Raw genomic sequence first — 24,057 nt, forward strand, 5'->3', positions numbered from 1 at the left:
CTCGGGCTTGACGGAGGACTCGGCCGGGTCGGCCGACTTGGCGGCGTCGACGGGGTCCGTGGGCTCGGTGGGCTCGGGCGAGTCGGCCCGGTCGGCGGCTTCGGCCGGTTCCGGGGCGTCGGCAGGCTCAGTTGTTCCGTCCTGCTCGGCGGGTTCGGCCGACTCGGCGGCCTCGGCCTGCTCGGCGGTCTCGGCCGCTTCGGGCTGCGCTGCGGCGCCCTCGGCGTCGTCCTTCTCGGCCGTGATCGCGACCTTGGCCTTGGCCTTGGTCTCGGCCTTGGCCACCGCCCGTTTCGGGGCCGTGGCCTGCTGCGGGACGGTCGGCTCCGTGGGGGCAGCGGACTCGGCACTGTCGGCAATGGGCGCCGAGGTATCCGTCGGGGTCTCCAAGACCGGACCTCCCTGCTTCTGAACAGCATCGTCCCGATACGCACCGTACGGGGTGGTGCACATTAAGTGACCAGCGGATGCGCGCTGTCAAACCGCCCCGATGGTCGTACCAGCGGTTGTTCGGTTCGACATGCCGGGTCGGGAGGCCCTCGGGCGGACGGTCGGGCGGGCGGCCGGGCATGGTCTCACGGCACAGAACCGGCCATGACCGGAGGGTGCGGTACGGGCCGGGCCGGGCGGGTGCGACGATGAGTGCCATCGTGATGACCGACCGGATCCGCCTGCTGCGCGCCGTGGTCTTCGCCGCGCTGTGCGTGGCGACGGCCGCCACCGCGCACGTCGCCATGGCCGGGTCCGGGGTCTCGCCGACGGTGCTGGCCTGCGGGTTCGGGGCCGTCCTCGGACTGACCTGGCTGCTCGCCGGGAAGCGGCGCGGGCTCGGGGTGATCAGCCTCTGGATGGTCGTGGCGCAGATCGCGCTGCACCGGCTGTTCGAACAGGCCGGGGCACTCTCCCGAGGGGGCGGCGGCCTCGGCCGGCTCGCCACCACGGACTGGGCCGCCCTGCTGCTCTGCAACCCCGACCGGGCGCCCGGCGGGCTCTCCCCGGTCGAACTGGCGCGGATGGCGGGCATCGACCCGGACGTCCCGCCGGCCGGCGGCAGCCTGCGGCCGGCGGCGGGCACGCACCACGGGACCTCGGGCGCGACGGCCGCGGACGCCGGCCTGTCCGGGACGACGGGGACGACAGGGATGACGGGGATGCCCGCCGGGCCGCACCTGATGCCCGACGGGACGTTCCACGGCGACGGGCCGTACCGCACGGCGCAGGACCTGGTGAGCGCACCGGCGCACGACATGGCGCACGGGATGTCCCACGGCATGTCGCCCGGGATGACCGCCGCCCACGTGCTCGCCGCGCTGGCGTGCGCGCTCCTGCTCTGGCGCGGTGACGCGGCGCTCGTCCGGCTCTTCGAGCTGCTCGGCGCGCTCGGCTCGGTGGTGGCGGGGGCGCTGCTGCTCCCACTGCTGGCGCTGTTCGCGCGCCCCTTCGGCCATCGGGCGCCGGCGCCGCCCCGCCCGGCCGACGACCGGGCCCGGCCGCCGCGGTCGGTGCTGCTGACGCATGCCGTGGTCCGGCGCGGGCCGCCGGCGTTCGCCCTCGCCTGCTGACGCGCCCGCCGCACCCACCTCCTCACCCCGGCCGCCTCCGGCCGCCGGAAGGCTCGCGACGGGCAGGTCGCCCTGCCGTACGGCCGCGCCCCGCGCCGTCGTGCCGCCAGGGCCCGGGCCCGCGTCCGCCGCCGCTCCTTCCAGGGATCCGGTACGCCGCGCGGCTGCCCCATGACGCCGACGGCTCCGCACTGCGCGGTGCCGCGCCCCGCCTTCCCCTCGGGACCTTCCCATGCCTGACTTCGACGGCGCACCGGCTCCGGCCGGCGCCCCCGTCCCGCCGCACCCGCTCCTCCGTGCGCCCCGGCCGTGCCTATCGTTCGACGGCCTGCGGGCCGTCCGGTGCACGGTCTCCCGGCCCGTCCTGGCCCAGCCCGGCGAGCAGCCGGGCCGTCCACTCCGGCGCGGGCCCCTCGGCGGCGCCCGCCCGTACCCGGCCGCGCAGCCGCTCGGCCCGGGCCAGCCACTCCCGGCAGCCCGCGCAGCGCGCGAGGTGCTTGTCCAGCCGGAGCTCCGGCAGGCCGCTCGGTTCGCCGTCGAGCCGGGCGGACAGAGCGATATGGAACTGCGCGCATCTCATATGCCTATCGTCGCGCACGGTCGCGCCACCGGGACCGGCCGGGCGGGAGGCCGCCGTGGATGACGAACAGCTCACCGCGCTGGCGCTGACCGCCCGCGCCGGACGGGCGGCGGACGTCGAGGCCTTCGTCCGGGCGACCCAGCGGGACGTCTGGCGCTTCGTCGCCCACCTGACCGACGTGCAGTCCGCCGACGACCTCGCCCAGGAGACCTTCCTGCGCGCCCTGCGGGGGCTGCCCGCGTTCGCCGGGCGCTCCTCGGCCCGGACCTGGCTGCTGTCGATCGCCCGGCGCACGGTGATCGACCGCTACCGGATGGCCGCCGCCCGGCCGCGCTGCGCGGCGTTGCCGGACTGGCAGGAGGCGGCGGAGCGGCAGAGCGGAGCACCGACGGCCGGGTTCGAGGACGGCGTCGCGCTCGGCGACCTGCTCGACCGGGTGCCCGCCCAGCGGCGGGAGGCCTTCGTGCTGACGCAGGTGGTCGGCCTGAGCTACGCCGAGGCGGCCGAGGTCGCCGGCTGCCCGGTCGGGACCGTCCGCTCCCGGGTCGCCCGGGCCCGGGAGGAGCTGGTGGCGCGTCTGCGCGCCGCCGAGGCCGAACAGCTCGCGACGGCCTGCTGAGGAGCGGGCGGGGGTGCGGGGCTGACCGCCGACGGCTGACGGCTGACGGCGAACAACCGACAGCGAACAGATGACAGATTTCGAAATCTGTCATCTGTTCGCTGAAAGTCGTCGGCTGTCAGCTGTTCGCTGTTCGCCGCCGACGGCCCAGCGCCACCGCGCCCAGCTCCGCGCTCCCGCCCCGGGAAGAAATCCCCCAGGTGTTCGGAACCGGAGCCCTCGCCCGCCCGACTGCTGTACCGGACCCCGCCGCCGAGGCGGTGTCCGGTCCGGCAGCACGGGAGACGGAGGGACTTCATGACAGCGCAACCGGCCCGAACCTCCCCATATCTGACGGTCCATCAGTCACAACCACCGGCCGACCGCTGGAGCCTGGTCATAGCCGCCGGCCTGCTGTCGTTCGTCGCGATGCTCGACATGAACGTGGTCAACCTCGCGCTCACCGACATCGCGGCCGGCCTGAACGTCTCCCCCGGGGTCGCCCAGTGGGCCGCCCTCGGCTACCAACTCCCGCTCGTCGCCCTGCTGTTGCCCGCCGGGCGTTGGCTGGACCAGGTCGGCACCCGCGCGGCCCTGCTGTTCGCGGTCGGCTGCTTCGCCCTGTGCAGCGCGCTGGCCGCCTGCGCCCCCTGGGCCGCTTGGCTGATCGCGGCCCGGCTGCTCCAGGGCGCCTTCGGAGCCGTGCTCTTCGTCCTGATGCCGGTGCTGGCCGCGACCTCCGTCCGGCCCGAACTGCGCGGCCGGGCGATGAGCGTGCCCGCGACGCTCGGCCCGCTCGGCGCCGTCACCGGGCCGGTGGTCGGCGGTCTGCTGCTGGACCACCTGGGCTGGCGGGCGGTCTTCCTCGTCAAGCTGCCGATCTGCCTGGCCGCCGTCCTGATCGTGCGGCGCCACGCCCCGCGCCGCGGCGGGCTGCGGCCGCCCGACCGGTCCTCGCTCGGCGACGCCACCCTGATCGGCGCCGCCGTGGCCGCCACGCTGCTCGGGCTCACCCTGGCCCCGAAGGCTCCGCTGTGGCTGCTGCTCGCCCTGCCCGCCGTGCCGCTGGTGCTGCTCTGGCTGCGCCGCCCGGGCGGCCGGCCGGTGGCCGAGGTGCTGCGGGCCGCCGGGACGGCCGGGGCCAACGCCTCGGTGCTGGCGCTCGCCGCCGGCTTCGCGGCCTGCCACTACCTGCTCGCCCAGCACCTGCGCGGCCCCGGGGGCCGGAGCGCCACCGCGACCGCGCTCACCATGCTGGCGTTCCCGCTCGGCATGGTGCTGGCCGGCCGGGTCGGCGGCCGACTGGCCGACCGCTGGGGCGCCCGGCCGACCGCGCTCACCGGCGCCGCCGTCACCACCCTGGGCCTGGCCCTGCTCGTCCCGCTGGACACCGGCTGGTCACCCCTCGACATCGCCGCCCGACTCGCTCTCGCCGGCGCCGGGATGGGCCTCAACGGCGGCCCCACCCAGGCCCTGGTGATGTCCGCCGCCCCGCCCGGGAAGCTCGCCACCGCCGGCTCCGCCGTCCAGCTCGCCCGCAGTCTCGGCTTCGCACTCGGGCCGGCCCTCGCCACCGCCGTCTCCCTCGTCGGGACCCGCGACGCCGGCGGCACCCGTGCCGGGATCGCCCTGGGCGCTCTGGTCGCGGCCACCGCCGTCGCCCTGCTCGCCCTGCACCGCCCCCGGGCGTCCCGACCGACCGGGCCCTGACCGCCCGGAGTCCCCTCGACCGAGTCGTCCCGACCACCCCGCACCACCCCCACCGCACCGAAGGACCTCCTCAGATGACCGAAACGATCCCCGGCCCGGCCGCCGCCGACGACACCCCGCGCTGCCCGTACGGGTACGACCGATTGCCCTCCCCCGTCCCGCTGTACGGCCCGGCCTACAAGAGCGATCCGTACCCGCTGTACCGGCGGATGCGCGAGGCCGGGCCGGTGCACCGGGTGGAGTTCCCGAGCGGCATCCACGCCTGGCTGGTCACCGGCTACCGGGCCGCCCACGCCGCGCTCAACGACCCCCGCCTCGGCAAGAACCACGCACTGGGCAACGACAATTGGCGCAAGCTCGCGTCGATCATGCCCGAGCCGCAGCACTCGCAGCTCCAGGTCCACCTGCTCCACCAGGACCCGCCCAAGCACACCTCGATGCGCAGACTCGTGCTGGACGCGTTCGCCCCGCGCCGGGTGGAGTCGCTGCGCCCCCGGTTCCAGGAGCTGGCCGACGCACTGGTGGACGAGCTGCCGGAGTCCGGCGGCGCGGACCTGGTGGCCGGCTTCGCGGCCCACTACCCCTTCCGGGTGCTCGCCGAAGTCATCGGCCTGCCGCCCGAGTTGGCGGAGCGCTTCGACCGGGACTGGGGGAAGGTCGTCCAGCCGGTCGGCCCGCAGGACCCCGGGCGTCCGGCGTACGAGGCGCGGCTGCGCGGCCTCCAGACGTACATCGCCGCTGTGGTGGACCGCAAGCGCGCCGACTGCCGGGAACCCGGCTGGACGGCCGAGGAGGACCTGCTGGGCCGGCTCGTCGCGGCCCATGACGCGGGCGAACTGAGCCGCGCGGAGCTCGACTCGATGGTGTTCCAGCTGCTGGTCGCCGGGCAGGATCCGGTCACCAACCAGATCACCACCATGCTGGTCACCCTGCTGCGCCACCCCGAGCAGCTCGCCCGGCTGCGCGAGGGCGTCGACGAGCCCGGCCGGCTCGCCCGGGCGGTGGAGGAACTGCTGCGCCACGACGCCACGTTCGAGCTCACCACCTGGCGGTTCCTCGCCGAGGACGGCGAGTTGTTCGGCACCGCCGTCCCGGCCGGCGACTCGGTGATCGTCTCGCTCTGCGCCGCCAACCGCGACGACGCGCAGTTCCCCGATCCCGACCGCCTCGACCTCGACCGCACCCCCAACGCCCACCTGGCCTTCGGCCACGGCATCCACTACTGCCCCGGCGCCGCGCTGGCCCGGGCCGAGCTCCAGACCGCCCTCGCCACCCTGCTCGGCCGGCTGACCGGACTGCGCCCGGCCGAGACGCCCGGCGACGGACTGGCGGACCTGGCCTGGATCCCCGCCGTCCTGGCGCGCGGGGTGAACCGGCTGCCGGTCGCCTACGACCGCCACCGCTGACCCCGGGGCCGGGCGGAACCGCCCGCCCGAGGCCCGACTACCGCAGCCCGCAGCCCGCATCCCACAGCCGTACCGCACCACCTTTCGTGGAGGACCCACCATGCCGCCCGTCGGCACCGCCCCTGCCGTCATCGCCCCCGTCACCACCACCGCCGTCGACGACGCCGCCGCCGAGGACCGCCCCTCGGCCGAGCGGCTCGCCGCCCGTGTCCTGGGGCTGCTGCTGCCCCACCGCCGCGCCGCGGACCCGGACTTCGACGCCCGCCCGGAGCACTTCCCGCTCCAGCTGGCCCAGTTGGCGGACTTCATCGCCGCCGGCGAGCCGATCGTCCTGACCCTGCCCGGCTTCCCCTGCAAGTCGCCGAACCCGGCGAAGGTGCTCGGCCACCTGCCGGACGAGGGCGAACGGCTGTCGCTGACCTTCCTCGACGGGCTCTGCGCCGAGATCGGCCGGCTGCACGCACCCGGCGCCCGCATCCTGATCTGCTCGGACGGACACATCTTCGGCGACCTGATCGACGTCCCGGACGACCACATAGACGCCTACTCGGACGCCCTGACCGCCATGATCGCCCGTGAGGGCCTGACCCGTCTCGACACCTTCGACCTGCGGGCCGTCCTCGGCGACCTCCCGTACGACGAGAAACGCGCCCGGGTGCACGCCCGGTACGCGCCGAGCGTCGAGGAGTTGCGCGAACAGGTGCTGACCGAGGAGGAGACCCTGCGGCTCTACCGGGGCATCACCCGCTTCCTCACCGAGGATGCCGTCGGCTTCACCGGCACCCGCTCCGCCCTCCAGCGGGAGTGCCGCCGCCGCGCCTACGGTGTCATCCAACGCAGCCGCGCCTGGGGCGAGTTGATCGCCGAGCACCATCCGCGAGCCGTCCGCCTCTCCATCCACCCGCAGCCGGCCGGGGCGTCCAAGTTCGGCATCCGGCTGCTGGCGGCGGCCGACGCCTGGACCACGCCCTGGCATTCGGCGGTGCTCCAGCGCGCCGACGGCGAACGCGAGTTGCTGCGCAACGAGGAGGCCGCCCGGTGCGGCCGACTGGTCCTGCGGGACGGCCGGCCGAGCCACTACGAGAGCCACTGAGGCCCGACGACCCGCCGCTGCCTCGGCCCGGCGGGTGGGGCCCGGGCGAGATGGGTGCGGGGGGCACCCCCGCACCCACCCGTAGCACGCCGCGCCCGGGGCGGTGGTCTACGGCGCCGCCGGGGCGCGGTGGTCGAAGGCGATCAGCGGGTCGCCGGTGAGGGGGTGTTCGACCACGGCCGCCCGTACGCCGAAGACCTCGGCCAGCAGGTCGGCGGTCAGCACCTCGCGCGGCGCCCCGGAGGCCACCAGGGCGCCGCGGTGCAGGACGTGCAGCCGGTCGCAGACCGAGGCGGCGGCGTTGAGGTCGTGCAGCGCCACCAGGGTGGTGCGGCGCTGCTCGCGGAGCAGGGCGAGCAGTTCCACCTGGTGCCGGACGTCCAGGTGGTTGGTCGGCTCGTCCAGCACCAGGACGTCCGGCTGCTGGGCGAGCGCGCGGGCCAGCAGCACGCGTTGCCGTTCGCCGCCGGACAGTTGGGCGAACCGGCGGTGGGCGGCCGCGGCCATGCCGACCCGGTCCAGCGCCTCGGCGGTGATCCGGTGGTCCTCGGCGTCGTCGGCCGCGAAGGCCCGCTTGTAGGGCGTGCGGCCCATCGCGACCACCTCGCGGACGCTCAACTCGAAGTCCCCGCCGCGCTCCTGGGGCAGCGCCCCGATGTGCCGGGCGGACTGCGCGGGCCGCAGCTCCGCGAGGTCCCGCCCGGCCAGCAGCACCCGGCCGGCGCTCGGCCGCAGGTGCCGGTAGACGGTGCGCAGCAGGCTGGACTTGCCGCTGCCGTTGGGCCCGACCAGCCCGGCGATCTCCCCCTCCTCGGCGATCAGGTTGGCCCCGGCCAGCACCGTCCGGCCGGCCAGGGCGACACTCAGGTCCTCGACGGCGATCCTCAACTGCGCTCCAGTCGTCGGTCCAGCAGGTAGAGCAGGGTGGGGGCGCCGAGGACGGCGGTGACCACGCCGATCGGCAGTTCCTGGCCGTCCAGGGCGGTACGGGCCACGGTGTCGACGACGACCAGCAGCAGCGCCCCGGTGAGCGCGGACAGCGGCAGCAGCCGCCGGTGGTCGCCGCCGACCAGCAGCCGGCACACGTGCGGCACCATCAGCCCGACGAAGCCGATCGCCCCGGAGACGGCCACCAGCACCCCGGTCAGCACGCTGGTGACGACGAAGACCTCGCGCCGCAACCGGGCCACGTCCACACCGAGCCCGGCGGCCGTCTCGTCGCCCATCAGCATCGCGTTGAGCCCCCGGGCGCGGGACTGGAGCAGGGCCAGTCCGAGCGCCACGGCGACGGCGGGGACGGCGAGTTGGGCCCAGACGGCGCCGCCGAGGCTGCCCATCAGCCAGAACAGCACGCCCCTGGTCTGCTGCTCGTCGCGGGTCTGCAGGACCAGGTAGCTGGTGATGCCGCCGAGGAACTGGGCGATGCCGATGCCCGCGAGGACCAGGCGCAGCGGGGAGAAGCCGCCGCCGCGCCGGGCCATCAGCCAGACCAGCGAGAACGCGGCGAGCGCGCCGGCGAACGCCGCCAGGGAGACGGTGAGGCCGAGCGCGCTGCCGAAGGAGAGCTCGAGTCCGAGCGTGGTGCCGAGGACGATGGTGGCGACCGCGCCGAGCGAGGCGCCGGAGGAGATGCCGAGCAGGTACGGGTCGGCGAGCGGGTTGCGGACCAGGGCCTGCACGGCGGTGCCGACCAGCCCGAGCCCGGCCCCGACCACGGCCGCCAACAGGGCGCGCGGGACGCGCTGTTGCCAGACGATGAGGTCGCGGGTGCCGGGTTCGGGGGCCCGCCCGGTGAGCCGGCGGGCGACCACCGACCAGACCTCGCCGGGCGGGACGTCCACCGAGCCGAGCGAGACGGCGGCGGTCAGCGCGAGCACCAGGGCGGCGACGAGGACGGCGGCCAGCGGCCCGGCCCGCAGGGTGCGGGCCGGGCGGGCGTCGCCGCGCTCCTTCCGAGCGATGGCCGAAGTCACCGGCTACCGCCCGTTCTCGGCGGCGTCGGGGCTCTTGGCGGCATCGGGGCTCTTGGCGGCGTCCGGGCTCTTGACCAGGTCCGGGTGGACGGTGGCGGCGATCCGCCGGACGGCGTCGGCGTTGCGCACCCCCGCGATGGTGGTCACCTCGGAGCCGAGCCGGACGAAGCGCCCCTCCTGGACGGCCTTCAGGCCCTGGGTCGCGGGGAAGCCCTTCAGGAAGGCCTCGGCCTCGTCGTAGGCCTTGCGGGTGGCCTCCTCGCTGCCCCGATTGCGGACGGCCAGCTGGATCCAGTCCGGGTTCCTGGCGACCACGTCCTCCCAGGAGCCCGGCTTGAAGTCGGCGTCGCAGTCGGCGAACACGTTGCGCGCCCCGGCCTGGGTGATCACCGCGTTGGCGACCTGCCGTCCGCAGACCGCCACCGGCTGCTTGGTCCCGGCGTCGAAGTCGAAGACGAAGTAGCTCGGCCGCCGCTCCTCCGGCACCGCGGCGAGCGCGGTGCGGACCTCGCCGAGCTGCTTCTCCATCCCGACGACCAGTTCCTCCGCCCGCGCGGCGGTGCCGGTGACGGTGCCGAGCCGGCGGACGTCCTCCTCGATCCCGGCGAGGTCGGTGCGCGGCGCCTTGGCGGCCTTCGGCGTCCCGGCGCAGGCGGTGGAGAGCAGGTACACGTGCTGGATGCCGGCCGCCGCGAACTCCTCCTCGCTCGGGCCGGTGGCGCCGCCGCCCATCATCGGCATCGCGCCGAAGGTGTCCACGTAGAGGTCGGCGCCGGAGCCGAGCAGCTTCTCCTTGGGTATGCCCTTGTCCCCGAGCGCCGGCACCTTGGCGCCCCGCTCGGCGAGGGCGGCGGGCAGAGTGCCCTTGCCGGGCGGGAAGCCGGTGCCGATCACCCGGTCCCCCGCGCCGAGTTGGAGCAGCAGCTCCAGGCTCGCGGCGTTGCTGGTGACGATCCTGGCGGGCGCCTTGGCGATGGTGGTCTCCTTGCCCGCGCAGTCGGCGACGTTGACGGGGAACCCGCCGCCCTGGCCGGCCTGGACGGTGACGGGGGCGCTCGGTCCGCCCCCGGTCCCGCTTCCGCAGGCCGTGGCGAACAGGGCGACGGCGGCCGCGATTCCGCAGACGACGCGAGGGCGCATGACAACTCTCTCCTGGTCGGTGGTGGTGGCCCGGTGGCGGTGCTGGGCCACCGGGCCGAGGGCCCGTGCTGCGGACCCGGACCAGGTAGTCGGACGGGCCGGGCGACGGGTTCCCCGGGATTCGCGACCGGTCCGCCGCCGGTGCACCCGGCTCCCCGTCCGTGCACCCGGCTCCCCGTCGGCCCACCCGGTTCGCCGTCGGCCCACCCGGTGCCCTGTCGGACACCACCCGCCCGCCGAGACCCGGGACGTAGGCTGACCGGATGGCCGACCCCACCGCCCCGCGCGACGACCTCTACCTCCCCGTCCGGCTCGGGCCGCGCCCGCCCCGCCGGGTGGTCTCGCTGGTGCCCTCGCTGACCGAGGCGGTCGCCGCCACCGCGCCCGGGCTGCTGGTCGGCGCCACCGACTGGTGCAGCCACCCCGCCGACCTGTCCGTCACCCGGATCGGCGGCACCAAGAACCCGGACGTCCCGCGCATCCTCGCGCTCGCGCCGGACCTCGTCCTCGCCAACGACGAGGAGAACCGGCGCCCCGACCTGGACGCGCTGCGGGCGGCCGGCGTCCCGGTCTGGGTCACCGACATCCGCACCCTGGACGACGCCTTCCGCTCCCTGGACCGGTTGCTGACCACCGCCTGCGGGCTGCCCCGGCCGGGCTGGCTGGACGAGGCGGAGGCGGCCTGGGGCGCCGCCGGGAGCGGCGGGACCCCGCCGGAGCCGGACGGCCCGCGGACCGTCGTGCCGATCTGGCGCCGCCCGTGGATGGTGCTCGGCCGCGACACCTTCGCCGGGGACCTGCTGCGCCGCCTGGGCCTGCGGCTCGTCCACGCCGACCACCCCGAGCGCTACCCGGCCCTCCCGCTGCCCGAACTGCTCGCCTGCCGACCGGAGTTGGTGGTGCTGCCGGACGAGCCGTACCGCTTCACCGCCGAGGACGGCCCGGAGGCGTTCCCGGGCACCCCGGCGGCGCTGGTCAGCGGGCGGCACCTGACCTGGTACGGGCCGTCGCTGGTGACCGCCCCCGCCGTACTGCGGCGGGCCCTCGACCACCCGCTCGGTGCGGGCGGAGCGGGTACGTCGTAGGGCCCGCCGGCGGAGGACGCTCCCCGCACACGACAGGGCCCGGGACGGGTGCTCGCGTCCCGGGCCCTCGGCTCAACGGCCGTACGTCGTCAGCCGCGCGCGGCGGCCACGGCGGCGCCCAGCGCCTCCTTGATCCGGGGGCCGAGGCGGGCGAAGCCCAGCTCCTTCATGGCCGCCCGCAGCAGCTCCTCGTCGGATCGCTCGACATCGTCGCCGTCCACCCACCGCACGACGGCGAGCAGCTCGTCGGCGGAGTAGGCGGTCACCGGGCGGCCGGGCGTGAAGTCCGGCTTCGCGGGACGGGCGTCGGCCTCCGGCTCGGCGGCGGGAGCCTCGGCGGCGACGGGCTCGGCGGCGACGGGCTCGGCGGTCTGCTCGGGCTCCTCGGCGACGGCCTCGGCCACGGCCACGGGCTCGGCCTCCTCGGCGGCAGCAGCCTCGGGCTCGGCGGCGGGCTCCTCGACGACGGTCTCGGGCTCGGTCTCTGCAACCGCCTCGGCCTCGACCTCGACGGCCTCCACGGCGACCTCGGCCTCAGCCGCCTCAGCGACGGGCTCCGCCACAGCTGCCTCAGGCTCGGCCTCGACCACCGGCTCGACCTCAGCGGCAACCTCGGCAGGAGCGCCCTCGGGCTCGGCAACCTCGGCAGCGGTCGCCTCGGCCTCAGCGGCCGGCTCCTCGGCGGCGGGCTCCGCGTCGACCACCGGCTCCGCCACCTCGGCGGCATCAGCCTCGGGCTCGGCGACGGGCTCCCCGACGACGGTCTCGGGCTCGGTCTCCGCAACCGCCTCGACCTCGGCAGCCTCCATGGCGACCTCGGCCTCGACCGTCTCCGTCGCCGCCTCAACCGCAGGCTCCTCGACCTCAGCGGCCGACTCCTCCATGGCGGGCTCCGCCACGACATCCTCAGGCTCGGCCTCGACCACCGGCTCGACCTCAGCCGCAACCTCGGCAGGAGCCTCCTCGAGCTCGGCAACCTCAACGGCCTCGGTCTCGGCCAGGGCGGCCGTCGCGACGGCCACCAGGTCGTCGGCCGCCGGGGAGGGCGCCGGGAGGGAGACCACAGCGGCCGGGGTCCCCTCCTCGGCCTCCGCCGTCACCGGCGCGTCGTCCGTGGCATCCGCCGCGTCCGACAGCGTCGCGGCCTCGACCGCCGCCTCGGTCTCGGCGTCAGCCTCGGTCTCGGCCTCCGCCTCGACGTCCGCAGCCTCCTCGACAGCCACCGGAACCGTCACCGGCGCCGGGACCTCCTCCACGAGCCCGTCCCGCTGCCCGGCGGCCAGCGCCTGCAGGGCAGCCGCCTCGGCGTCGGCCCGGTCGGCCGACTCCTCGGTCCCGGCCTCGTCGGTCCCGGTCTCCTCGGTCCCGGTCTCCTCGGCCGCAGCCTCCTCGACAACCGCCGCGGCACCGGCGTCGGCCTCAGCGGCGACCTCGACCGCGGAGTCGGCCTCGACGGCGACCTCGGCACCCGGCTCCTCGACCGCCGCCTCCTCGACGGCAGCGGCCCCCGCCGCCAGCCCGTCCCGCTGCCCGGCGGCCAGCGCCTGGCGGGCCGCGTACGCGGCCTCGGCGGCGCGGCGGTCGGCCTTGGAAGCGGCGAGTTCGGCGAGCAGGTCGGCGAGGCCGGCCTCCTCCAGCCCGGCGCGCAGGCCGCGGATGGTGGGCAGGCGGTAGAGGGTGCCCTCGTCGGCGGCGAGCCGCTCGACCAGGTCGACCAGCTCGGCGAAGGACAGCCCGTCCAGGTCGTGGTCGGGCAGCAGGCGGGCGAGGCCGCGCAGCCCGGTGTTGATCGTCTCGAAGGCCTGGGCGGTGCGGTCGACCAGCGCGCCGTCGGTGGGCACCCGCGGGAGGGTGCCGGCCGGGGCGAGCGCGGCCCAGGCCCGGCGCTCGATCTCGGCGGAGGCGAGGGCCTCGTGCAGGTCCTCACGGCGGACGCGGCGGTCGGTGGCCAGCGCGACGGCCTGCTTGCGCAGCGAGCGGCCGCGCAGCCAGGAGAGCTTGACGCCGTTCTCGCGGCGCCAGGCGCTGCCGGCGGTGGCGGCGGCGAGGGCGCCGAGGTCGGCGTCGTACGCGGCGGGGAAGAGGGTCGCGGACGTGCGGTGCACCCGCTGGAGCATCTCGACCAGCAGCGCGGTCTTGGCGACGGTGTCCGGCTCGTCCAGCTTGGCGTCGGCGGCGAGCGCGGTGACGGCCTCCCAGGTCTGCTGGAGGTCGCTGCCGCGCAGTTCGGCGAGGGCCGTGGAGGCGGCGCGGGCGTCCTCGGGGGTGGCGACGGTGTCGACGGCCGCGTACCAGGCGTGGGTCTCGGCGGTGAGCGTGAAGGCCCCGAGCTCGGCGTAGCGGCCGAGGTCCTCGCGGAGGTCGGGCTCCGCTGCGGCGTCCTGGGGGTCCTTGACGTCTGCGGCGTCGGCGACGTCCGCCGGGTCGGCTGCGTCGGCGTTGCGCGAGTGAAGCACTGTCATGTGAGGTCCGGTTCTGGGCGACGACGGCGGGGCTGGCGGCGAGGGGGCGGCGGACCGGTCGCGCGGGGCCGCCCCTGGGCGGGGCGAGGGGGCGCGCGGTCGGGCTGCCGGTTGTGGAGGCCCAGAATACGGGTGCCCGTTCGAGCCTTGCACGCACCCACCGCCCCGACGGGCGGGTGTCGTATGCCATACCGCCCGCCTGGCCGCCAGTCGGGCGGTCCGCCCGGGTGGTCCGACGTCGGTCCGGCTTCGGCCCGGCGCTGGTCCGGACGGGTGTCCTCACTGCTCACGGCTGCCCGTCGCGGCGCCTGACGCGACGGCTCACCGCGGCCCCTCGGACCGCCCTCCGCCGGACGGCCCGCGACGGCGCCCGGGCCGGTCACCAGGCCGGTCGTCGGCCCGGTCACCAGGCCGGTCACCAGTCCTGTCACCGGGCCGGCCGCCTCGTCGGCGGAACCGTTCCAGCGGCACCTTGCGGACGCCGCGCCGCCGCGCCGGGCCCCGCCCGCCGAGCGGCGGCCGGTACCCGGCCCGACCGAGGGTGCGCAGATCGACCGGCGCGAGGTACTCGCTGAGCGCGGTGCGGTGCCACCATGCGCCGGTCTCCCGCAGTTCGCGCCAATCGGTGAACCGGTAGAGGTAGAGGGTCGCCCGGACGTGGGTCGGCGGGGCGTCCGGGAACGGGTTGTGGCGCAGCAGGCGCAGGGTGGCCCGGTCGCCGGACAGCAGGCGGGCGACGAAGGGCAGGAACCAGGGGCGGGCGTAGGCGGGCGAGATGCCGGCGAACCACATCAGCCAGTCGAGCCGCAGGTGGTAGGGCGCGTACTGGCGCGGGAGCCGGCGCACGTCGCCGGGCTTGCCCTTGAAGCCGTACTCGCGCCAGACGGTGTGCGGGGTGACCGCCGCCTCGTCGGTGCCCTCGACCACCACCTCCTGGCGGAGCCGGTTGACGCTGCCGAAGGCGCCGTAGGTGTTGACGAGGTGCAGCCGGTTGAAGGAACGGTTCATGGCCTGGCCGCGGGAGACCATGTTGCGCACCGGCCAGTAGCTGAGCACCACGACGACGGCGGTCAGCGCGATGACCAGCGCCTCGTACCAGACCGGGGCGCCGGGGTACGCGCGGGCGTGGACGGGCAGGCCGAGGCGGGCCGGCTGCACGGCGGCGAGGGCGAGGACGATGGTCAGCCAGTTGAGCCAGGCGAAGTTGCCGGAGGCGACCAGCCAGAGCTGGGTGGCGAGGACGGCGCAGGCCGCGTAGGTCGCGACCGGCTGCGGCAGCAGCAGGCCCACCGGTACGACGAGTTGGACGACATGATTGGCGGCGGCCTCCACCCGGTGCAGCGGAGCGGGCAGGTGGTGGAAGAACCAGCTGAGCGGTCCGGGCATCGGCTGGGTCTCGTGGTGGTACTGGAGGCAGGTCAGGTCGCGCCAGCAGCTGTCGCCGCGCAGCTTGATCAGCCCGGCGCCGAACTCGACCCGGAAGACCAGCCAGCGCATCAGCCACAGCACCAGGGTGGGCGGGGCGGTGTCGGCGTTGCCCAGGAACGCGGCGAGGAAGCCGGCTTCGAGCAGCAGCGACTCCCAGCCGAAGGAGTACCAGGTCTGCCCGACGTTGACGATGGAGAGGTAGAGGCCCCAGAGCACCGCCCACAGCAGGACCGACGCCCAGAGCGGGACGGCGTCGCCGAGCCCGGCGGCGACGGCGGCGGCGAGGGCGGCGCCGCTCCAGGCGGCGGCGGCGAAGAACCGGTCGCTGTAGTGGAGGTGGAACAGGCCGGGCGACCGGCGGAACGGGACCCGGGCGGTGAACCGGGGCACCGGCAGCATGCCGTCGGTGCCGATCAGCGCGCGGAACTGCGCGGCGGCGGCCAGGAATCCGATCAGGAAGAGCGCGGCGAGCAGGCGTTGGACGAGCAGCCGGCTCAGCCAGTAGTCGGGGGCGGCGAACCAGTCCATGCGGCCCATGCCTACCATCCGGCACCCCGGGCGCGGGCCCGGTCGGGGCGGCGGCGGGCGGACGGTTCACCCGCTCGGCCCGGGCGGCGGGCCGCCGACGGACGGCGGACGGCGGACGGGGGGCGGCGGACGGCGGACGGCGGACGGCAGCGAGCAAGCGGGACGGCGGGGGGCTCCCGGGGCGAACTCCCGGCCCCGGACGGCACCGTGGCGGAGTCCTCTCCACGGGGGTGAGAGGCGCCCCGCCACGGTGGTGGACGGTTCCGCACCGGCCGGGGGTTCAGCCGGGCAGCCCGGGGCCGGCCGCGCCGGGGAGGGCCGAGCGGCCGGGCACCGAGGCGCCGCTCTGCTGGAGCCGGTCGACGAGCAGGGCGGCCAGCGTGCCGAGCTCCTCCTCGGTGCGGGACTGGGCGGTGATGTCCATCCCGACGGTGAGCACGCCGTTGACCTTGCCGGTGAGCGCGGCCCGCAGCGGGGTGCAGGTGAAGCTGAAGACCTGCCGGCCGCGCTGGGCGTCCGGGCGGGCGGACTGGATCCGGACGTCGTCGAGGACGGCGGCCCGACCGGTGTGGTACGCCTCCACGACGGCCTGTTCGAGGCCCGCCGCGCCGAGCTGCGGGTACGCGGCGCCGATCGTCCCGTACGCCGTCGGGGCGCCGAAGGTGTCGGCGTGCCGGGCGTTGGCGTACCGGATCTCCTGCCCGGGGCCCTCGGTGAGCATGATGGGGTACGGCGAGCCGTCGAAGGCGGCGAACATCTCCTGGCGCTGGGCCAGCAGGCTGTCGCGCAGCCGGATCTCGGAGAGCAGCGCCTCGGCGAGGTGCTGGATGTCGCGCAGCCGTTCGCGCCCCCACTGCCGGGGTTCCCGGTCGAGGACGCAGACGGTGCCGATGACGGTGTTGGTGTCGTCGACGAGCGGGGCGCCGAGGTAGGCGCGGACGCCGAGTTCGTCCACCACCGGGTTCCCGGCGAACCGGGGGTAGGCGAGGATGTCGTCGAGGGCGAGCGGGGAGCGCTGGGCGACGACGTGCGGGCAGAAGCCGTGACTCAGCGGCATCTCGCGGGCGGGGAGGTCGAAGGCGATGCCGCGGTCCGCCCAGGACGATCCCTCCTCGGCCGCGGTGTCGGCCGAACTTGGCGGAATGTAGAGCCCCCGGAACATCTGGCGCTCGTCGTTGATGAAGTTGACCATCGCGATGGGGGCGCGCGTGATACTGGCTGCCAGGTGGGCGAAGCGGTCGAAGGCCTCGTCCGCGGACGGGTCGTTGAGGCCAAGGCCGCGCAGCCTGCGGGTTCGCGCGGACTCCCCGGAGGCACCCGGGAACTGGCCTTGAGTGCTCATCACATCAGTCATGGCGCACATGTAACCAGACATCAGAACGGCCGGGCGGCTCCGATCGACCGTTCCTCAGTCTTGCCGATGGCCAGTCAAAACCGCATGTGAACGACCTGTCGACGGACCGTCACAGGGCGGTGATCAATTCCCGTCCGAGGCAGGGGCGAAACCCCTCGCGACGGGGACGGGCCGAATCGCGCCAATCCAAGATCGACTCTGGGATGCCCCGGCACCCCATACAACAATGAGCCCTGCCGAAGACACGGACGGTGCCCGTCGCCGGGACGCCGCCCGGTGACGCGCGCGCCGATCGCACCGGGGCGACCGGCCGGCACTCCCCCGCACACCCCACCGCCCCCCGTGGGGTCGCCGGAGCGGCATCGACGGCACGGACGGAGGCACGGCACCACCCGCATCGAGAGGACCGGAGCATGGCGATGGACTACTTCACCGACGACCGTCACGAGGACCTCCGCGCCGAGGTCCGTGACTTCGCGGAGAAGGAGGTGCGTCCGCGGGTGGCCAGGATGGAGGCCGAACGGAAGATCGAGTTCGAGCTGGCCCGGGAGATCGCCCGCCAGGGCTGGATCGGTGTGACGATCCCGCGGGAGTTCGGCGGCCTCGGCCTGGGGCACGTCGCCAAGACGGTGATCATCGAGGAGCTGGCCCGGGTCAGCGGCGCCGCGGGCTCGATCGCGCAGGCCTCGCAGCTGGGCGTGGCCAAGGTCCTCCACTACGGCTCCCCGGCCCAACGCCGCACGTGGCTGCCGAGGTTCGCCTCCGGGGAGTGCCTGCCGACCATCGCCGTCACCGAGCCGGAGTCCGGCGGGCACGTGCTCGGGATGACCGGCACCGCGGTGCGCGACGGCGACGAGTACGTGCTCAACGGCCGCAAGTGGTTCGTCGGCAACTCGCACATCGGGGACGTGCACGGCGTGGTCCTGCGCACCGGCCGGGGCAGCCGGGGCCTGTCCGCCTTCCTGGTCGAGAGCGATCGCCCCGGGTTCCGCACCGGCTCCCCCGGGTCGCAGAGCGGACTGCACGGCTTCAGCTTCGGCGAGATCCTCCTGGAGGACTGCCGCGTCCCGGTCGGCAACCGGCTCGGCCGGGAGGGGCAGGGGCTGGACGTCGCCTACTCCTCCTCCACCCTCTACGGCCGGATCAACCTCGCCGCCGTCGCGCTCGGCATCCACACCGCGATCGTCGAGGACACCGTCCGGTTCGCCGAGGGGCGCGTCCTGTACGGCCGACCGGTCAACCGACTTCCCAACATCATGCTGAAGTTGGGTGAGATGCAGTCGCGGCTGATGACCGCCCGGCTGGCCGCCTACCACGCCTCCCACCTGCTGGACCACGGCCGCGCCTGCGACGCCGAGCTGATGAACGCCAAGCTCATCAACACCGAGTACGCGCTGGACTCCGCCCGCAACGCCATGGAGATCCACGCCGCCCGCGGCCTCCAGCCCGAGTTCGGCATCGAGCGCTACCTGCGGGACGCCACCCACGTCTACCCGCCGGCCGGCACCTCGGACGTCCAGCGGCTGCGGCTCGGGCAGGTCGCCTCGGGCACGTACGGCAAGCAGTGGTCGGCGGAGCTGTCCGAGCTGACCAGCTGGGCCTGGGGCGAACTCACCGCCCAAGGGGAGGCCGCCCAGCGGGAGACCGTGCAGCGGGAGACCGTGCAACGGGAGGTGGTCCAACGGGAGGCCACCGGGCGGGAGACGGTCCCACGGGAGGGCGCCCAGTGGGAGGCCTCGACGGAGAAGCCGCCGGGGCGGGGCGGACGGGTGCTGCCGATGCCGCTGGCGGGCTGAGGGCCGTCCTCCGCGGCACCGTACGTGACCTGTTCCTGACGGCTCCGCCCGGGGCCGGCCGTCGCCTCCGGGAACCGCCGGTCCGATCGTGCTGACGGCCCGCGAGCTGCGGCGTTGCGTCGGCGAACCGTCCGGCGCGGGCTCCGCTCCGAGGCCATCGGCCGTACGTCCCCGGCCAGTTGAGGGAGCGACGCCGCCACCACGGGCTGATAGCGTTCCGGGACGTCGGCGGCCGTGCCGCAACCCCGCCGGGCCGGTGGCAGCACGTCACCGGGTCCGGCAGTGCCGGCCCCGACTCCCTGAAGCCCGGCCGCGCCGTACGGGATCGGCCCGCCGCTCGGACCCACCGGTCCGGACCGGCGTCCCGGTCCCGCGGCTCGGCCCTGCAGCAAGGAATCAGATGCCAGGCATATCGGCCCGCCGTACGGGCCACCGCGCCGACCGGTCCGGCTCGCTCCGCAGCCCGCTCCTCGCCCTCGTCCTGGTCCCCAGCCTGGGCCTCGCCGCGGCCTGGGGCTACGCCGTCTACCTGCTGCGCGACTCCGGGCAGCGCACCGCGCTGCTGGCGGGCAGCGCGGCCGTCGCCCTGGTGCTGCTGTTCAGTCTGGTCCGCGGCCTGCGGACCGCCTGGGCGCTGTCCGCGCGACTGTCCGACCTGCGGGCCGGCACCTTCGCGCTCGCCCAGCAGGAGATCCCCGACGTGGTCGGGCGGCTGCGCGCCGGGGAGCCGGTGCCGGCCCCGCCCTCCTGGGCGCCGCCCCGGCGCACCGGCGACGACGTCCAGCAGGCCTCGGAGGGCCTGGCCGCCGTCCGCCAGGCCGCGGTCGCCGCCATCATCCACCAGGCCCAGGGCCGCGAGGGGACGAAGAAGGTCTTCCTCAACATCGCCCGGCGCACCCAGATCCTGATCCACCGGCAGATCAGCATGCTGGACGCGCTGGAGCGGGAGCACGAGGACCCGGAGCTGCTGCGCGAACTGTTCGCGGTCGACCACCTGGCCACCCGGATGCGGCGCAACGCCGAGAACCTGGTCATCCTCGGCGGCGCGCTGCCCGCCCGGCGCTGGCGCACCGCCGTGCCCGTGGTCAACGTGCTGCGCAGCGCGGTCTCGGAGACCGAGAGCTACTCCCGGGTCGTGGTCCGGGGCGTGCCGCGCGTCTCGCTGGACGGGCAGGCCGTCGCCGACGTCATCCACCTGGTCGCCGAGCTGATCGAGAACGGCACCACCTTCTCGCCGCCGTACGCCCAGGTGCAGGTCTCCGCGCAGGAGGTCCCCGAGGGCCTGTCGGTGGAGGTCGAGGACCGCGGCCTCGGCATGACCGAGGAGGAGTACCAGCGGCTCAACGCGTACCTGGCCGACCCGCCCGAGCTGGACGTCTCCGCGCTCGGCGACGACCTGCGGCTCGGCCTGTTCGTCGTCGCGCGCCTGGCGGCCCGGCACGAGGTCCGGGTCTCCCTGCGGCCGTCCCCGTACGGGGGCACCCGGGCCGTGGTACTGGTGCCCTCGGCGCTGCTGGAGCGGGCGGGGCGGGCGGCCGCGGTGCCCGGGCTGCCGTCTGGGGCCCGGATCACCCGGACGCCGGGGGCGGGGGGCGGGGTTGGGGCCGGGTCCGGGGCCGTTGACGGCGTTGACGGCGTCGGGCAGGAGCCTTCGGGCACGACGGCCGGGGGCCAGGGCGGCCCGTCCCCCTTCGGCGCCCCGGGGGCTCCGGCCGTGCCCTACGGCGAGGCCGGTGCCGGGGCGGCCGGTGCCGGGGCTGCCGTCCGCGCCGAGCGCGTGGACGCCCCCGTCAACGGCGGCCTCGCGGTGGGCGCCGAGATCCCCGGACTGCCCGGCGCCGTGGTCGTACCCCGGCCGGTGCTGCCGCGGATGTACGACCTGTCGGGCAGCCCCGCGGGGGACGGTCCCCCGGTGGGAGCGCCCGGCACCGGGTCGGCCGAGCCTTCCGGCCCGGAGCACGCCCTGGCCGAGGCCCCCGGGGTCCAGGAGACCGGGGAGCAGCGATGACGGCGCGGCCCACCGGGCGAGGCACCGGCGCGGGGCTCAGGTGGCGCCGCGGGTCTCAGGCCTTGGCGTGGACCGGGTGGAGCTCGGCGAGCGACTCGACCAGCGGGGCCAGCTCGGGGACCTCGGTCGCCTCGGCGAGCGTCGTCTCCAGGGCGGCGTCGTGCACCGGGCGGGCGGCCGTCAGCAGGTCGCGGCCCTCGGGCGTCAACTCGGTGTAGATGCCGCGCCGGTCGTCCACGCAGAGGAAGCGGCTGAGCAGGCCCCGGTCCTCCAGCCGGCTCACCAGGCGGGTGGTGGCGCTGCTGCTCAGCGCCGCCGCGCGGGCCAACTGCTGCATCCGCATGTGCCAGCCGTCCTGGCGGGACAGCGCCTCCAGCACCGTGTACTCGACCACCGAGAGCTTGAACTCGGCCTGGAGCGCCTTCTCCAGCGCGGTGTCGATCATTCCGTGCAGCGCGGCGAGCGTCCGCCAGCCGCGGGCCCGGACCTCGGCCGCATCGTCGTGGATTCCCATGGCTCCGCCCACCCTTCCCTCGCGCTGCTCGTGCCGTGCGCCGGACGAGGTCGCGTGCGACGTCCCGGCCGGTGTCCACCTACGGCAAGTATGCCAGTCGGCGCGGAATACCGGTCTGTGCAAATAGTTCGACTCATACCGCGCTGTGCTTCCTCCCGGCGGCCGTCGCTCCTGGCGTGTCAGCGACGGTGCCACGACACCTCGTAGAGCAGCCAGTGGTACGGCGACTCCTCGTCGGCGGGGTCGAGGCCGGCCAGGACGTCGTCACCCCTCGGGTCGTCCCGCAGCGCGAGCCGGGCGGCCGCCTCCACGCGCACGTCCTCGTCCGGGTCGGCGAGCCGGGCGGCGAGCACGTCCGCGGCGCCGCGGTCGTGGACGGGGGCGGCGGCGAGGGCCCGGCAGGCCTGCACGCGCACCACCGCCTCCTCGTCCTCGGTGCGTTCCACGGCGGCGGAGCGCGCCGCGTGGTCACCCCGTTCGATCACATGGTGCAGGCCCGCGAGCGCCGTCCGCCGGACTTCGCCGTCAGGGTGGCGGGTGAGCGCGACGAGCGGCTCCTCGCGGCGAGGGTCCTGGGCATCGGCCAGGGCGGCGGCGAGCGCCCGGGCCACGCGCGGGTCCGGCTCGCTCGCCACCCAGGGCAGGAACAGCTCGACGAGAGGTCCGTCGACCAGCTCGTCCTCGCTCTCGTCGAAGAGGTGCATCAGGCGCAGGACCTCCGCGCCGAAGTAGCGCTCCAAGGGGTCGGCCCGCTTGCGCAGGGCGGCCGCCGTGTCCCGGACGGCGGGGGCGGTTCGCATCGCGAGCGTGGCGGTGGCCTCGTACCAGACGTCGTGGTCGGTGTCGGGCTCGGCCAGCGCGCGGGCGAGCAGCTCGTCGAAGGGCGTCGCGATGCCGTACGACTTCTCCAGCCGGGTGAGGATCGCCGCGTGCCCGGTCCGGACGGTCAGGCCGCCCAGTGACAGTTGCTCGCACCCGCCTCCGGACTCGGACTCGACGGCCCGGCGCTCGACCGGCCCCGGAAGGCCGCTCCTGCGGCACAGCTCGGCCACGACGTCCGTCCCGTGCCAGTGGCGGGCCAGGGCGAGCGCGTCGCGCCCGTCCACGTCCTTGATCCACAGGTGGGCACCGCTGCCGATGAGGCGGTCCGTGAGGTCGTAGGCACCCAGCTCGATCGCGCGGAGCAGCGGGGTACGGCCTTCGGCGTCGACCCCGTCCGGCCGCGCCGAGTGCTGGAGGAGGGTCTCCGTCATCGGCAGGTCGAAGCCCTCCACGGCCAGGACCAGGGCCGGGGTGCCGTGCTCGTCGACGGTGTCGGGGTCGGCGCCCGCCTCCAGCAGGGCCTCCACCGCGCTCGTGTCCGCGCTCCGCACCGCCGCTATCAGTGGTTCCATCGTCGCTCCGCTCCCTCCGCCCCCGGCACGTCACTCCCGTCCGACGGCTCGCTCACCCCTCCCCGGACCAGGCCGCCGCGCACAGCGCCGTGGCCAGCTCCTCGGTGTAGGAGGCCGCGGCCAACCAGGCGGTGGCGAAGGCCTCGTGGTCGTCCGTGACGACCCGGCCGAAGACGTCGCGCTGCCGGTCGGCCGCGCCGGCCCGCAGGCCGTCGAGGAGCTCGGCGGCGGTGGCCAGCCCGGCGGCGCGCAGCAGGGCGCGGTCGGCCGCCGCCGAGGCCTCACCCGGGGCGAGGGCGTGCCGACCGGTGGTGACCGTCTGCTCGATCCGGCGGCCGAGCACATGGACGGGCGGGCCGTACGGCGCCGGGGCCGCCGGGCCCTCCGCCGGTTCGACCACCGGGCCGGGCGCGGCGGCGGAGGCGGTCGCGGGCGCCGCGAGGTCGGCGGTCTGGAGGCGTTCGAGGCCGAGGTTGACCCGGCCCGCCCGGTCCGCGGGCAGGGTGAGCGGGTCAGGGGCGTCCGGGGGCGTGCCGATCGCGAGCAGGTGCAGCTCCGGGCGGTCCGCGCGCACCAGGCGGCCGATCACCCGCAACCGCAGGCCGGGCGCGGTGGCGAGCAGGGCGAGGTTCGCCCGGAACGGCAGGCCGGGGTGCTCGTGCGCCGGGCGCAGGACGATCACCGGACCGCCCTCCGCCGGACCCTCCGCCGATCCGCCCGCCGTGCAGCGCGCCAGCAGCTGCGGCGTCCCGCCCGGGCCGGTGGGGGCGGTGCCCAGCAGGGTGACGTCCAGGAACAGCAGGTCGCTCCCGGCCGGGCGGCTCTCGTACGGCAGGTCCTGCGCCGCGAGCGCCCGCGCCACCTGGGCGGCTGCCGGTTCGGACCAGAGCCGGGCGGCCGGCTCCGCCGTCCACGCCGTGCCCGCCGCGCGGACCGCCCGCACCGAGGCGCCGGCGCCCAGCCGACCGCCGGTGGACCTGGTCGCGCCCTGGACAGCCAGCCCGGCACGGCTGAACTCCCGGTGGCTGAGCGCGGCGTCGCCCAGCCGGACCGTCCGGTTGCCCGCCCCGACCGCCTGCGGGGCGGCGGCCGCCGCGTCGTCGTGCGGCATCACCTCGGCGATCGTGCTCAGGCGCCCGGTGGCGTCCACCGCCCAGCTGACCGCGCCCGCGTGGGTGGCCGTCAGCACCGGCTCGGCGAACAGGCCGTAGAGCCGCAGACCGCCCTCCTCCCGGTAGGCCTGGCGCGCGGTGCCGCGCAGCTCGGCGGCCGGGGCTTCGCCGGTGGCCAGGGCGGTGGTGAGGCCGAGCAGTTCGCGCAGGCCGGCCACCAGGTCCACCAGGCGGTGGTCGGGCGCGCCGGAACGCGCCGCCCGGATCCGGGTCGCCACGGTGACGGCCGCCGCGGCCGGGCGGTACAGGCCCGC

18 protein-coding genes are annotated in these 24,057 nt (G+C 75.8%); 8 read left to right on the forward strand and 10 right to left on the reverse strand.

What is annotated here, in order from left to right; genetic code table 11:
- Positions 1 to 638 precede the first annotated feature (638 nt).
- Positions 639 to 1,562, forward strand: coding sequence for a hypothetical protein (locus ABZW03_RS04020; protein WP_355251814.1), 924 nt, complete (start codon positions 639 to 641; stop codon positions 1,560 to 1,562).
- 313 nt (positions 1,563 to 1,875) lie between these two features.
- Here the strand turns inward: ABZW03_RS04020 and ABZW03_RS04025 are convergent, their stop codons facing one another.
- On the reverse strand, positions 1,876 to 2,142 hold the full coding sequence (locus ABZW03_RS04025) for a zf-HC2 domain-containing protein (protein WP_355251817.1): 267 nt from the start codon (positions 2,140 to 2,142) through the stop codon (positions 1,876 to 1,878).
- Between the two features lie 55 nt (positions 2,143 to 2,197).
- On the opposite strand from ABZW03_RS04025, the gene ABZW03_RS04030 reads away from it, so the two are divergent.
- The 4 genes from ABZW03_RS04030 (at position 2,198) to ABZW03_RS04045 (ending at position 6,949) form a co-directional block, all read left to right on the forward strand.
- Complete coding sequence (locus tag ABZW03_RS04030; RefSeq protein WP_355251820.1) at positions 2,198 to 2,761, forward strand: sigma-70 family RNA polymerase sigma factor; 564 nt, start codon at positions 2,198 to 2,200, stop codon at positions 2,759 to 2,761.
- A gap of 297 nt (positions 2,762 to 3,058) precedes the next feature.
- Positions 3,059 to 4,450 (forward strand): MFS transporter, encoded by a 1,392-nt coding sequence (locus tag ABZW03_RS04035; RefSeq protein ID WP_355251823.1) that lies wholly within the window; start codon positions 3,059 to 3,061, stop codon positions 4,448 to 4,450.
- Positions 4,451 to 4,524: 74 nt separating this feature from the next.
- The gene (locus ABZW03_RS04040; RefSeq protein WP_355251826.1) at positions 4,525 to 5,856 is read left to right on the forward strand and encodes a cytochrome P450; all 1,332 of its coding nucleotides are present in this window, start codon (positions 4,525 to 4,527) and stop codon (positions 5,854 to 5,856) included.
- A gap of 100 nt (positions 5,857 to 5,956) precedes the next feature.
- Positions 5,957 to 6,949, forward strand: coding sequence for an isocyanide synthase family protein (locus ABZW03_RS04045; RefSeq protein WP_355251829.1), 993 nt, complete (start codon positions 5,957 to 5,959; stop codon positions 6,947 to 6,949).
- 108 nt (positions 6,950 to 7,057) lie between these two features.
- Here ABZW03_RS04045 and ABZW03_RS04050 read toward each other — a convergent pair whose 3' ends face one another.
- Genes ABZW03_RS04050 through ABZW03_RS04060 form a run of 3 tightly spaced genes read right to left on the reverse strand, consistent with a single transcriptional unit; the run spans position 7,058 to position 10,062 of the window.
- Positions 7,058 to 7,837 (reverse strand): ABC transporter ATP-binding protein, encoded by a 780-nt coding sequence (locus tag ABZW03_RS04050; protein WP_355251832.1) that lies wholly within the window; start codon positions 7,835 to 7,837, stop codon positions 7,058 to 7,060.
- On the reverse strand, positions 7,834 to 8,922 hold the full coding sequence (locus tag ABZW03_RS04055) for an iron ABC transporter permease (RefSeq protein WP_355251834.1): 1,089 nt from the start codon (positions 8,920 to 8,922) through the stop codon (positions 7,834 to 7,836). Before ABZW03_RS04055 ends, ABZW03_RS04050 begins: the two co-directional genes overlap by 4 nt.
- A 3-nt stretch (positions 8,923 to 8,925) precedes the next feature.
- Complete coding sequence (locus ABZW03_RS04060; protein WP_355251837.1) at positions 8,926 to 10,062, reverse strand: ABC transporter substrate-binding protein; 1,137 nt, start codon at positions 10,060 to 10,062, stop codon at positions 8,926 to 8,928.
- A gap of 263 nt (positions 10,063 to 10,325) precedes the next feature.
- On the opposite strand from ABZW03_RS04060, the gene ABZW03_RS04065 reads away from it, so the two are divergent.
- Complete coding sequence (locus ABZW03_RS04065) at positions 10,326 to 11,147, forward strand: helical backbone metal receptor (RefSeq protein ID WP_355251840.1); 822 nt, start codon at positions 10,326 to 10,328, stop codon at positions 11,145 to 11,147.
- Positions 11,148 to 11,236: 89 nt separating this feature from the next.
- Here the strand turns inward: ABZW03_RS04065 and ABZW03_RS04070 are convergent, their stop codons facing one another.
- The 3 genes from ABZW03_RS04070 to ABZW03_RS04080 all read right to left on the reverse strand — a co-directional run bounded on the left by ABZW03_RS04070 (position 11,237) and on the right by ABZW03_RS04080 (position 16,919).
- Entirely contained in the window at positions 11,237 to 13,609 is a 2,373-nt protein-coding gene (locus ABZW03_RS04070) for a hypothetical protein (RefSeq protein ID WP_355251843.1), read from the reverse strand.
- 321 nt (positions 13,610 to 13,930) lie between these two features.
- Positions 13,931 to 15,565 carry a lipase maturation factor family protein gene (locus ABZW03_RS04075; protein WP_355251863.1) on the reverse strand — a complete coding sequence of 545 codons (1,635 nt, stop codon included), beginning with the start codon at positions 15,563 to 15,565 and terminating at the stop codon, positions 13,931 to 13,933.
- 280 nt (positions 15,566 to 15,845) lie between these two features.
- Positions 15,846 to 16,919, reverse strand: a complete 1,074-nt coding sequence (locus ABZW03_RS04080) for a GAF domain-containing protein (protein ID WP_355251846.1) — start codon at positions 16,917 to 16,919, stop codon at positions 15,846 to 15,848.
- 419 nt (positions 16,920 to 17,338) lie between these two features.
- On the opposite strand from ABZW03_RS04080, the gene ABZW03_RS04085 reads away from it, so the two are divergent.
- Positions 17,339 to 18,715: an acyl-CoA dehydrogenase family protein gene (locus ABZW03_RS04085; RefSeq protein ID WP_355251866.1), complete on the forward strand. Its 1,377-nt coding sequence runs from the start codon at positions 17,339 to 17,341 to the stop codon at positions 18,713 to 18,715.
- A 400-nt stretch (positions 18,716 to 19,115) separates the two neighbouring features.
- Positions 19,116 to 20,723 (forward strand): ATP-binding protein, encoded by a 1,608-nt coding sequence (locus ABZW03_RS04090; protein WP_355251849.1) that lies wholly within the window; start codon positions 19,116 to 19,118, stop codon positions 20,721 to 20,723.
- Between the two features lie 55 nt (positions 20,724 to 20,778).
- Here the strand turns inward: ABZW03_RS04090 and ABZW03_RS04095 are convergent, their stop codons facing one another.
- The 3 genes from ABZW03_RS04095 to ABZW03_RS04105 form a co-directional block, all read right to left on the reverse strand.
- On the reverse strand, positions 20,779 to 21,237 hold the full coding sequence (locus tag ABZW03_RS04095) for a MarR family transcriptional regulator (protein ID WP_355251852.1): 459 nt from the start codon (positions 21,235 to 21,237) through the stop codon (positions 20,779 to 20,781).
- A 179-nt stretch (positions 21,238 to 21,416) separates the two neighbouring features.
- Positions 21,417 to 22,631 carry a HEAT repeat domain-containing protein gene (locus tag ABZW03_RS04100; RefSeq protein ID WP_355251855.1) on the reverse strand — a complete coding sequence of 405 codons (1,215 nt, stop codon included), beginning with the start codon at positions 22,629 to 22,631 and terminating at the stop codon, positions 21,417 to 21,419.
- A 52-nt stretch (positions 22,632 to 22,683) separates the two neighbouring features.
- On the reverse strand, positions 22,684 to 24,057 hold a 1,374-nt coding region (locus tag ABZW03_RS04105), incomplete at its 5' end, for a hypothetical protein (protein WP_355251858.1).

Origin of the sequence: Kitasatospora sp. NPDC004799 (assembly GCF_040609095.1) — a bacterium.
In the GTDB taxonomy this organism is placed as follows: domain Bacteria; phylum Actinomycetota; class Actinomycetes; order Streptomycetales; family Streptomycetaceae; genus Kitasatospora.